General features: G+C 66.7%; 9 protein-coding genes. 2 read left to right on the top strand and 7 right to left on the bottom strand.

The window, feature by feature from the left end:
• Window positions 1–63: 63 nt before the first annotated feature.
• The 7 genes from AC3WL7_RS07070 to glnA form a co-directional block, all read right to left on the bottom strand.
• Complete coding sequence (locus tag AC3WL7_RS07070; protein WP_492749803.1) at window positions 64–2,109, bottom strand: TonB-dependent receptor; 2,046 nt, start codon at window positions 2,107–2,109, stop codon at window positions 64–66.
• Window positions 2,110–2,213: 104 nt separating this feature from the next.
• Complete coding sequence (locus AC3WL7_RS07075; protein WP_492749804.1) at window positions 2,214–2,507, bottom strand: hypothetical protein; 294 nt, start codon at window positions 2,505–2,507, stop codon at window positions 2,214–2,216.
• Between the two features lie 108 nt (window positions 2,508–2,615).
• Entirely contained in the window at window positions 2,616–3,773 is a 1,158-nt protein-coding gene (gene mltA, locus AC3WL7_RS07080; protein ID WP_492749805.1) for a murein transglycosylase A, read from the bottom strand.
• 75 nt (window positions 3,774–3,848) lie between these two features.
• Complete coding sequence (locus AC3WL7_RS07085; protein WP_492749806.1) at window positions 3,849–4,595, bottom strand: N-acetylmuramoyl-L-alanine amidase; 747 nt, start codon at window positions 4,593–4,595, stop codon at window positions 3,849–3,851.
• A gap of 234 nt (window positions 4,596–4,829) precedes the next feature.
• A complete protein-coding gene (amt, locus tag AC3WL7_RS07090) occupies window positions 4,830–6,257 on the bottom strand; it encodes an ammonium transporter (RefSeq protein WP_283220938.1) in 1,428 nt (475 codons plus the stop codon).
• A gap of 21 nt (window positions 6,258–6,278) precedes the next feature.
• Window positions 6,279–6,617 carry a P-II family nitrogen regulator gene (locus AC3WL7_RS07095; RefSeq protein ID WP_004134334.1) on the bottom strand — a complete coding sequence of 113 codons (339 nt, stop codon included), beginning with the start codon at window positions 6,615–6,617 and terminating at the stop codon, window positions 6,279–6,281.
• Window positions 6,618–6,935: 318 nt separating this feature from the next.
• Window positions 6,936–8,345 carry a type I glutamate--ammonia ligase gene (glnA, locus tag AC3WL7_RS07100; RefSeq protein ID WP_079224668.1) on the bottom strand — a complete coding sequence of 470 codons (1,410 nt, stop codon included), beginning with the start codon at window positions 8,343–8,345 and terminating at the stop codon, window positions 6,936–6,938.
• A gap of 223 nt (window positions 8,346–8,568) precedes the next feature.
• Here glnA and AC3WL7_RS07105 point away from each other — a divergent pair, with 223 nt between their 5' ends.
• Window positions 8,569–9,363: an undecaprenyl-diphosphate phosphatase gene (locus tag AC3WL7_RS07105; RefSeq protein WP_492749807.1), complete on the top strand. Its 795-nt coding sequence runs from the start codon at window positions 8,569–8,571 to the stop codon at window positions 9,361–9,363.
• 74 nt (window positions 9,364–9,437) lie between these two features.
• Window positions 9,438–10,265, top strand: coding sequence for an META domain-containing protein (locus AC3WL7_RS07110; RefSeq protein WP_492749808.1), 828 nt, complete (start codon window positions 9,438–9,440; stop codon window positions 10,263–10,265).
• Window positions 10,266–10,491 lie beyond the last annotated feature (226 nt).

Below are 10,491 nucleotides of genomic sequence, written 5' to 3' on the forward strand. Positions count from 1 at the left end.
GAAAGGGCTCTGACCCCGGCCACAGGTCGAGCAAGCTCGACCACTACCGGATGCGTGGCCGGGTTACAGCTTCATGTTCAGGCCGACGAACACGCTGCGGCCCGGGGCGGGCGAGAACATCGGGCGGGCGCTGTCCCAGAAGAAGCTGTCGTACCACGCATAGGCGTACTCGCGGCCGGTGACGTTCTTCAGCTGCAGGTCCACGCTCCAGCGCGGGTTGATCTGGTACGCGGCACTGAGGTCGAGCACGGCGAAGCCATCGAACTTGCCGGCCTCGTTGCGCTCTTCCAGGTAGTAATCGCCCTGCGCGCGTGCCTGCAGGCCCAGGCGCAACGCGTCGCTGGCGCGATAGTCCACACCGAGGTTGCTGATGTGGCGCGGGGTGGCGGCCACTTCCCTGCCCTGCAGTGAAATGCTGGCATCGCGGTCGTCGCGGGTGATCTTCGCTTCCTGGTAGGCGTGCGAGGCCCACACCGTCCAGTCGTCGCCCAGCTGCAGGCTCAACTGCGCATCCACGCCGCGGCGGCGGGTCTTGCCCAGGGTGACCGTGGTGCCGGTGGCCGGCATGTTCGACACCTCGTTTTCCGCGTCCTGCTGCCACACCGCCAGGCGCGCCTGGCTGCCATGGAAGGGCTGGAACTTCAGGCCCAGCTCCATGCCGGTGTTGGTGGACGGCTGCACCGGCGCCTGCCCCGGCGTGAGGTAGGCCGGTGCGGTGGAGCCGGTGAGCACCTGGAAGGTGCGGCCCCAGTTGGCGTAGACGTGGGTGGTGTCGCCCAGGCTGTGGATGACGCTCAGCTTCGGCTGGCCGATGGTGCCGTAGTCCTGCAGTCGGCCGCTGACGCCGTTCATCAGGTTCGTGCTGCCACTGAAGCGGTCCACGCGGTAGGCCGGCACGATCTTCCATGCCTCGGCCGGCTGGTAGATGGCCTGCACATAGGCACCCCAGTTATCGAAGCTGTGGCGGTCGTCGTTCTGCACGCGCGCCGGTGCCTGGCTGAAATCGGTGGGTTCGGCGTAGGCGTAGCGCTCGCGGATATAGCCGTTGTCCTGCTGCTCGTAATTGAGGCCGCCTTCGACGGTGAGCGCGGGGCTGGCCTGCCACGTGAGCGTGCTGAGCAGACCGGTCTGGCGTTCATCCCAGACGCGGCGCTGGCGCGGGAGGTTGCCGGTGGGCAGGTCGCTGAAGGTCACGCGGCGGTCGTCTTCGTAGCGGTTGTAGTACAGCCGCGTGCCGAAGGTGAGCGCGTCGGACAGCTTCAGGTCCACGTGCGCGGCGATCTGCTGCATGTCGCGGTCATCGCCATCGTTGCCGTTGCGCAGATCGCTGCCACGGCGATGCGCGTGCAGTTCGTCAGCGGTCATGAAACCGGGTTCGTCGGCTTCGTGGTGGTACGCGCGCGCGGTCAGGCCCACGCGCAGGCCGTCGTCCAGCGAGCCGTAGAACCATTTGCCGCCCAGCGAGTACTTCTTCGAGGTGTCGTGGTCGCGGTAGCCATCGCTGGCCTGGGTGCCGACGAAGTAGTTCTGCGCGAAGCCATCCGCTTCGCGGCCCACTGCCAGCTGCGCATCGCGGGTGTTGTAGCTGCCATAGGCCAGCCGCGCATCGGTGTAGTTGCCGCCCTGGCGCGTGCCGAAGTTCACGTTGCCGCCGATGTTGTGCAGGCCGTAGCGCGGGTCGTTGGTCCCGCGCACCACTTCGATGTAGCTGATTTCCAGCGGGAACAGCATGTCGATGAAGCGCTGGTTGCCGCTGTTGACGTTGCTGGGGATGCCGTCGATGAGGGTCTTGATGGCGTTGAGATAGCCCTCGCCGTTGAAGGCGCGGAAGCTGACCTTGCCCGATTCGGCGCCCTGCCGCGTTTCGGTGAGCTGGATGCCGGGCATCTGCCCCAGCAGCTCCCAGCTGTGCGAGACGTTGCGGTCTTCGATCTGGTCCGCGCCCAGCACGTCCACCGAGGTCAGGACCTGGTGGGCGCTCAACTGGCCTTCGCCATGCTGGTGCACCTGCACCTTGCCGAGGGTGAGCGCGGCATCGGCGGACTGTGCGAAGGCTTCAGGGGCAAACGGGGCGGTCGCGAGGGCGGCCACCAGCGTGGAGGTCTTCATGGGGGATGGAAGGGCGCGGATGAAATGTAATCATATAACATTTCACGCACAAGACCCGTAGCGTCGAGCAAGCTCGACGCTACAAAAGCGGGGTGGAGCGGTGTTTACACCGGGTAGCCGGTGGCTTCCCGGGCCTTCTTCCAGGCGCTTTCAAACTCGCGCGCGGAGATTTCGTCGTCCTCGTCGAAATCCAGGAACGACACCGGCTGGTCGGCCAGCAGGAAACGGTCATCGCTCTGGCCGTGCTGGTCGGCCCAGACCAGCTTGGTGCCGTAGATTTCCACCTGGCGCACGATCTTCTCGCCGCGGGCTTCCATCAGCACGTTGCCCTTGCCCAGGCCCGATTCGGCCCAGTGCTTGTAGTACTTCTTGGCGGTGTTGTTCTTGATGTTCTTCATTGCAGGGGTCCTGGCCGCAGCGGCGGCCGGAGAGTTCGGAATGGCGCCATTATCAGGCATCCGGGGTCAGAGCCCTTTGCTTCGGAAAGGGATCCGACCCCTGCCGGTTCAGTTCGGCAGGGGGGTGCCCTTCGGCCACAGCATCCAGAGGTTGCCCTTCTGCTTCATGTCACCGGCCAGCTTGCCGGCGGCATCGCCACTGCCCCAGTACAGGTCGGCGCGCACTTCGCCAGCGATGGCACCGCCGGTGTCCTGCGCGGCCACCGGGCGCACCACCGGGCTGCCGTCCGGGCGTGTGGTGGACAGCCACAGCAGGCTGCCCAGCGGCACCACGCTGCGGTCCACGGCCACGCTGTAGCCGGCGGTGAGCGGCACGTTCAGTGAACCACGCGGGCCTTCCGGGCTGTCGGCGCTGCGCACGAAGAACACGTAGCTGGGATTGCTGCGCAGCAGCTCCGGCACGCGCGCGGGGTGCGCCTTCGCCCAGGCGCGGATCGCGTCCATGGTGACGTCTTCCTTCTTCAACTCGCCCTGGCCCACCAGCCAGCGGCCGATGGCGCGGTAGGGGTGGCCGTTCTGCTCGGCGTAGGCCAGCCGCACCTGGGTGCCATCGGCCAGGCGCACGCGCCCCGAGCCCTGGATCTGCAGCAGCTGCAGGTCCATCGGGTCGGTCAGCCAGGCCAGCACAGGCGCTTTGGAACCCTTGCTGGCGATGGTGCCGGCATCGTCATACGGCTTGAGCACCTTGCCGTCGAGGCGGCCGCGCAGGCGCTTGCCCTTCAGTTCGGGGTAGAGGCTGTCCAGCTGCACCACGATCAGATCGTCGGGCGTGCCGTACACCGGCACGGTGGCGGTGGCCGTGCGGGTCAGGCTGCCGGGATAGATGGGTTCGTAGTAGCCGGTGATCAGGCCATCTGCCTGATGGCCACCGGCGCGTAGTGCGTACACGTCGAGGTCGCGCTGCAGGAACTGGCGGATCGCCGCCGGGTCCTGGTCGGACACCGTGGCCGCGGTCGCGCAGGGCCCGGCCCAGACCGCATCGTTCTTCAGCCGCGTGCAGCTGCTGCGCCAAGCGCTGAAGCCCGCCAGCAGGTCGGAATCGGAAACCGTCGGCAACGCCTTCCAGTCCACCTTGGCGTAGGTGGCGGCAGCGGGTTTGGCCGCAGCCTTTGCATCGGGGCGGGTGCCGGTGGTGGCGCAGCCGGCCAGCAGGGCAACGGCCAGGACGGTGAGGAGCGCGCGCGGCGACGACGGAACAGTGATCATCGTCGCAATGTAGTGGGGCCGATGGTGGCTGGGCAACCTTTGGCAGCGCCGGGCCATGCCCGGCGGGTGTTCAGGTTACGGCGTCTGCAGCAGCAACGAATGCAGGATGCGTGCGTCTTCGGCGTCCAGTGTCTTCGGCAGGTCGTCGCTGCCGCGGAAGCGGCGATGGAACGCCGCGACGGCCGCCTCGCGATCCTCCAGCGGGTAGCCGAAGCGGGCCATCGCGTTCCAGGCGTCGAAGCCTTCCGGTGCGGGGCCATCGCTGGCGCGCGGCCACACGCCGAAACCGGCCTGCGCCAATTGCTGCCACGGGAAGAAGCGGCTGGGATCGGCCTTGCGCGTCGGCGCCAGATCGGCGTGGCCGATCACCTGCCGCGGCGGGATGTTCAGGCGCTCGGTGAGGTCACGCAGCAGCAGGATCAGCGAGGCGATCTGCGCGGGCGGGAACGGCGTGCTGCCGTTGTTGTCCAGCTCGATGCCGATGGATGCCGAGTTGAGATCGGTGATGGTGCCCCAGCGGCCGGAACCTGCATGCCAAGCGCGGCGTTCATCGCTGACCAGCTGGTAGCGGTGGCCATCGGCACCGATGAGGTAATGGGCACTGACCCGGCCGCCGCTGTTGGCGGTGCGCAGCGTGTGCAGGCTCTGCTGCACCGAATCCTGTTCGGTGTGGTGGATGACGATGACCACCGGATCGCGTGCGTTCTGGTTCGGCGACGGAACCCAGGTGGCCAGCGGATTGCGCGGCGCCTGCGGGGTGGAAGCACAGGCAGCCAGCAGCAGGCAGGCCGAGAGCATCAGGGACGTGCGGATCGGGTGCATGTGCCCGATTGTGCGCGATCAGGCGCGAGGATGCATGCCGCGGTACCGACCAACGGTCGGTACCCACCATGGCGGAGGGCGGTGCCGGCCATGAAGGATGCAGTAGAGCCACGCCATGCGTGGCTGGAGGGCTGCAGTGCCGACCAACGGTCGGCACCCACCGGAACAGTGGGCTGAGGGAAGTGCCGACCAACGGTCGGCACCTACCAGGGCAGAAGGCTGCCCGCCGTTACCTCAGGCCTCGTAGGCCGATTCGCCGTGCGAGGTGACATCCAGGCCGGTACGCTCGGCCTCTTCGGTCACGCGCAGGCCGACCACCACCTTCACCAGCAGCAGGATGGCCGCCGTCACCACCGCCGACCACACCACGGTGAGGCCGACGCTGACCACCTGCACCCACACCTGGTGGCCGATATCCAGATCAGCCTTGGTGCCGCCCAGCGACTGCGCGCTGAATACACCGGTGAGGATGGCACCGACGATGCCGCCGACACCGTGCACGCCGAACACGTCGGCGGTGTCGTCCACCTTCAGCAGGCGCTTGAGGCCGGTCACGCCCCACACGCAGACCACACCGGCGACGAAGCCAATGATGATGGCACCCAGCGGGCCCACGGTGCCGCAGGCCGGGGTGATACCGACCAGGCCGGCCACCGCACCCGAGGCGGCACCCAGTGCCGACGGCTTGCCCTTGGTGATCGCTTCGGTGAGGGTCCAGCCCAGCACCGCTGCGGCAGTGGCCAGCACGGTGTTGAGGAAGGCCAGCGAGGCAACGGTGTCGGCCGCCGCGGCCGAGCCGGCGTTGAAGCCGAACCAGCCCACCCACAGCAGCATCGCGCCGATGTAAGTGAACGGCACGTTGTGCGGCTTCAGCGCGGTCTGGCCATAGCCCAGGCGCTTGCCCAGGAACCAGGCACCGACCAGGCCGGCCACGCCCGCGTTGATGTGCACCACGGTGCCACCGGCGAAATCGATCGCGCCCATCTCACCCAGATAGCCGCCACCCCAGACGATGTGCGCCATCGGGATGTAGCTGAGAGTGAACCACAGCGCCGAGAACAGCAGCACCGCGCGGAACTTGATGCGTTCGGCGAAGGCGCCGACGATCAGCGCGGTGGTGATGCCGGCGAAGGTCGACTGGAACGCGACGAACAGGTAATCCGGCAGGCCCTTGATGGGCGTGTTGCCGACCGAATCGGGGGTGAAACCCTTCAGGAAGGCGAACTCGGTGAACGAACCAAAGAACGGATTGCCTGCACTGAACACCGCGCTGTAGCCGTAGGACACCCACAGCAGCAGCACCAGCGAGAACACCACCAGGATCTGGCTGAGCACCGACAGCACGTTCTTCGAACGCACCAGGCCGCCGTAGAACAGGGCCAGTCCGGGCACCACCATCAGCAGCACCAGCAGGGTGGAGGTGAGCATCCAGGCCACGTCGCCATGGTCGAAGGCGGGGGCGGCGGCTTCAGCGGCGGCGGGCGCGGCGGCAACCGGGGCCTGCAGCGGCTCGACCGCGACGGTTTCGCTGGGCAGCGGTGAAACCTCGGCCTGGGCGTGGGCAGTGCCCGGCCACGCACCGGCGGCGAGCGCGCTGAGCAGCATCAACAGGCACACGAGATGGAACCGGGCTTGCCACCCGGTGAGAAGGCGCATCTTCATTGGGGGAGTCTCCGGAAGGGGTTACAGCGCGTCGGCACCGATTTCGCCGGTGCGGATGCGGATGACCTGCTCGACGGCAGTGACGAAGATCTTGCCGTCGCCGATCTTGCCGGTGCCTGCGGACGATTGGATCGCTTCGATCACCGCGTCGGCACGCTCGTCGGTCACCACGGTTTCGATCTTGATCTTGGGCAGGAAATCGACGACGTACTCGGCGCCGCGATACAGCTCGGTGTGGCCCTTCTGGCGACCGAAACCTTTCACTTCGGTCACGGTGATGCCCGACACGCCAGCGTCGGAGAGGGCCTCGCGGACCTCGTCGAGCTTGAACGGCCGGATGATGGCGGAGATCAGTTTCATGCGCATGTCCCGATGGTGGATGGGGCCACCGCGCAGCGGCGCGATGGCATCAGGCAACCACGGGCCATCGTGGTGATGGCCATGGCTGTTGCACCGGACACGCAATGGGCCGGGACGGCCGTGCCTCTCTCCTTGCACGACCGACGCGGGAGGGAGGGCGGCCCATGTCGCGTATCCGGTCTCTCTTGCCCCTGTTGCAGCGGACCAACGGTCCGCTCTACCACGACGGGCCTGGGCCCGCCATGCGGCTCCCCAGCCGCGACGAACGGAGGCGATGGCGGCGGGTGGGAGGGAGGTCCCACCGCCATCGCCGCCCGATCAGTTGGCGTAGTACAGCTGGTATTCCAGCGGGTGGGTGGCCGCGCGGAACTTGGTCACTTCCTGCATCTTCAGCGCGATGTAGCCGTCGATGAAGTCATCGCTCATCACGCCGCCGGCCTTGAGGAACTCGCGGTCCTTGTCCAGCGCTTCCAGGGCCTGGTCCAGCGAGGAACAGACCTGCGGGATCAGCTTCTCTTCTTCCGGCGGCAGGTCGTACAGGTCCTTGTCGCTCGGTGCGCCCGGGTCGATCTGGTTCTTGATGCCGTCCAGGCCGGCCATCATCAGCGCGGTGAAGGTCAGGTAGCCCGACTGGATCGGATCGGGGAAGCGCATTTCGATGCGGCGCGCCTTCGGGTTGGACACCCACGGAATGCGGCACGAGGCCGAACGGTTGCGGGCCGAGTAGGCCAGCATCACCGGCGCTTCGAAGCCCGGCACCAGGCGCTTGTAGCTGTTGGTGCCCGAGTTGGCGAAGGCGTTGATGGCCTTGGCGTGCTTGAAGATGCCGCCGATGTACCACAGCGCCATCTGGCTCAGGCCGCCGTAGCCGTCACCGGAGAACAGGTTGGTGCCGCCCTTGGACAGCGACTGGTGCACGTGCATGCCGCTGCCGTTGTCGCCGACGATCGGCTTGGGCATGAAGGTGACGGTCTTGCCGTTGCGGTGCGCCACGTTCTTGATGACGTACTTCATGCGCAGCAGTTCGTCGGCCTTCTGCACCAGGGTGCTGAACTTGGTGCCGATCTCGCACTGGCCGGCAGTGGCCACTTCGTGGTGCTGCACTTCCACTTCGATGCCGACCTGTTCCAGCGTCTTGCACATTTCAGCGCGCAGGTCGTGCAGGGTGTCGGTCGGCGGAACGGGGAAGTAACCGCCCTTCACGCCCGGACGGTAGCCGCTGTTGGCGCCGTCGTACTTGGCGCCGCTGTTCCAGGCCGCTTCTTCCGAATCGACCTTGAAGAAGGTGTTGCCCATTTCATTGGCGAAACGGACCGAATCGAAGATGAAGAATTCCGGCTCCGGGCCGAAGAACGCGGTTTCGGCGATGCCGGAGGACTTCAGGTAGGCCTCGGCGCGCTTGGCGATGCCGCGCGGGCAGCGGCCGTACGGCTGCATGGTGGCCGGGTCGAGGATGTCGCAGCTGATGACGATGGTCGGATCGGCGTAGAACGGATCGACATAGGCGCTGGCCGGGTCCGGCAGCAGGACCATGTCCGATTCGTTGATGCCCTTCCAGCCGGCGATGGAGCTGCCGTCGAACATCTTGCCTTCTTCGAACAGCGACGGTTCGATGATGCTGACCGGGAAGGTGACGTGCTGTTCGACGCCACGCATATCCACGAAACGCAGATCGACGAACTCGATCTGGTTGTCCTTGATCAGCTTCTCAACGGTTTCCACGGACATCGGTACGACCTCGGATGGGGATGAATGCCTACTGAGGTTGAGCAATGACCGTGCCAACTTTTCCGCGCCCGCAAGTTGTTGATTTCAAACAGCACGCCCCGGCGTGGTGCGGGCCGGCGCGCACCAAAGGAGTGCATGCACGCCCTCGCGCACCCGTTTGGTGCGGCAGGGATCGTCTATCCTCTCGACCTTCTTCCTTCCGCTGCCGGCGCCCATTCCACCCATGTCCGATCTGCTCTCCGCCCTGTTGCTGGGCATCCTCGAAGGCCTCACCGAATTCCTGCCGATCTCCAGCACCGGCCACCTGCTGATCGCCCAGCACTGGCTGGGCGCGCGCTCGGACTTCTTCAACATCATCATCCAGGCCGGCGCGATCCTGGCCGTGGTGCTGGTGTTCCGCCAGCGCCTGCTGCAGCTGGCCACCGGCTTCGGCCAGCGCGAGAACCGCGAGTACGTGTTCAAGCTTGGCGCGGCGTTCCTGGTGACCGCGGTGGTCGGCCTGGTGGTGCGCAAGGCCGGCTGGTCGCTGCCGGAGACCGTGGGCCCGGTGGCCTGGGCGCTGATCATCGGCGGCATCTGGATGCTGCTGGTGGAGGCCTATACCGCCCGCCTGCCCGACCGTGACCAGGTGACCTGGACCGTGGCGATCGGCGTGGGCCTGGCGCAGGTGGTGGCCGGCGTGTTCCCGGGTACCTCGCGTTCGGCCTCGGCGATCTTCCTGGCCATGCTGCTGGGCCTGAGCCGCCGCGCGGCGGCTGCCGAGTTCGTGTTCCTGCTGGGTATTCCCACCATGTTCGCCGCCAGTGCCTACACCTTCCTGGAACTGGCCAAGGAAGGAAACCTGGCCAGCGAGAACTGGACCGACGTCGGCGTGGCCTTCGTTGCCGCCGCCATCACCGGCTTCGTCGTAGTGAAGTGGCTGATGGGCTACATCAAGTCGCACACATTCACCGCGTTCGCCGTCTACCGCATCGCCCTGGGCGCTGCACTGCTGCTCTGGTTGCCTGCCGGTAGCTGAACAGCGCCGGCGCCGGGCAACCCCATCGCCGGCGCCGGTCCGTTTTCCCTGGTTCCTCAAGGAGACTCATCACCATGAACCGCAAGCTCACCCTGCTCCTCCTCCCGCTGGCCCTGCTGGCCGCGTGCAGCCAGACGCCGGCCCCCGCCGGCCCCGGCGGCGACGACGTGGCCCCGGCCGCGACCAAGGCGGCGGACCAGCAGACGCTGGCGCATCTGGATGCGCAGCGCCTGCAGAGCCAGCACTGGTTGCTGAAGCAGGCCACCGCGGCCGACGGCACGCGCATCGACGCGCTGTTTGCCCGCGATGACAAGCCGGTCACCCTGGACTTCGCCGATGGCCGCCTGTCGGTGAGCAACACCTGCAACCGCCTGGGCGGTGGCTACACGCTGGAGAACGGCACGCTGAAGGTGGGCGCGATGGCATCGACCATGATGGCCTGCACCGACAAGGCGCTGATGGCGCTGGACGAAGCGGTCTCCAGCCGCCTGCAGGGCGAGTTGAAGACCGCGCAGGATGCCGACGGCACGCTGACCCTGACCACCGCCAAGGGCGACGTGCTGGTGTTCGCGCCGGAACCCACCGCCGAAACCCGCTTCGGCGGCCCCGGCGAAACCGTGTTCCTGGAAGTGGCCGCGAAGACCGAGAAGTGCTCGCACCCGCTGATTCCGGACTACCAGTGCCTGCAGGTGCGTGAAGTGAAGTTCGACGACAAGGGCCTGAAGCAGGGTGAGCCCGGCAAGTTCGAGAACTTCTACGGCACCATCGAGGGCTATACCCACGAAGACGGCGTGCGCAACGTGGTGCGCGTAAAGCGCTTCGCGGTGAAGAACCCGCCGGCCGACGCTCCCTCGCAGGCCTACGTGCTGGACATGGTGGTCGAGTCGGCGACCGAGCGGTAAAGCCGACGATAGCGCCGACGGTTGGTCGGCTGGCTAATGGTAGAGCCGACTGTCAGTCGGCTTGCTCCTGGAGGGCGGCCACGAGGCCGCCCTTCTTCGTAACGGTGCTTTTGTAGAGTCGAGCCATGCTCGACTGTGTGGAAGACAAGAGCAGCCGAGCATGGCTTGTATGTTCCCCCCGGCTCCTACGAGGTATGTAGGAGCCAGGGTGGAGGGACCGACAAGC

The sequence above is a fragment of the Stenotrophomonas sp. FW305-3-2-15-E-LB1 genome (assembly GCF_058787375.1).

Bases quoted from the DNA above. Each gene is read 5' to 3' on its own strand.
- AC3WL7_RS07110 (WP_492749808.1), top strand. From the start codon at position 9,438: ATGAACCGCAAGCTCACCCTGCTCCTCCTCCCGCTGGCCCTGCTGGCC.
- AC3WL7_RS07105 (WP_492749807.1), top strand. From the start codon at position 8,569: ATGTCCGATCTGCTCTCCGCCCTGTTGCTGGGCATCCTCGAAGGCCTC.
- amt (WP_283220938.1), bottom strand. From the start codon at position 6,257: ATGAAGATGCGCCTTCTCACCGGGTGGCAAGCCCGGTTCCATCTCGTG.
- glnA (WP_079224668.1), bottom strand. From the start codon at position 8,345: ATGTCCGTGGAAACCGTTGAGAAGCTGATCAAGGACAACCAGATCGAG.
- AC3WL7_RS07070 (WP_492749803.1), bottom strand. From the start codon at position 2,109: ATGAAGACCTCCACGCTGGTGGCCGCCCTCGCGACCGCCCCGTTTGCC.
- mltA (WP_492749805.1), bottom strand. From the start codon at position 3,773: ATGATCACTGTTCCGTCGTCGCCGCGCGCGCTCCTCACCGTCCTGGCC.
- AC3WL7_RS07085 (WP_492749806.1), bottom strand. From the start codon at position 4,595: ATGCACCCGATCCGCACGTCCCTGATGCTCTCGGCCTGCCTGCTGCTG.
- AC3WL7_RS07095 (WP_004134334.1), bottom strand. From the start codon at position 6,617: ATGAAACTGATCTCCGCCATCATCCGGCCGTTCAAGCTCGACGAGGTC.
- AC3WL7_RS07075 (WP_492749804.1), bottom strand. From the start codon at position 2,507: ATGAAGAACATCAAGAACAACACCGCCAAGAAGTACTACAAGCACTGG.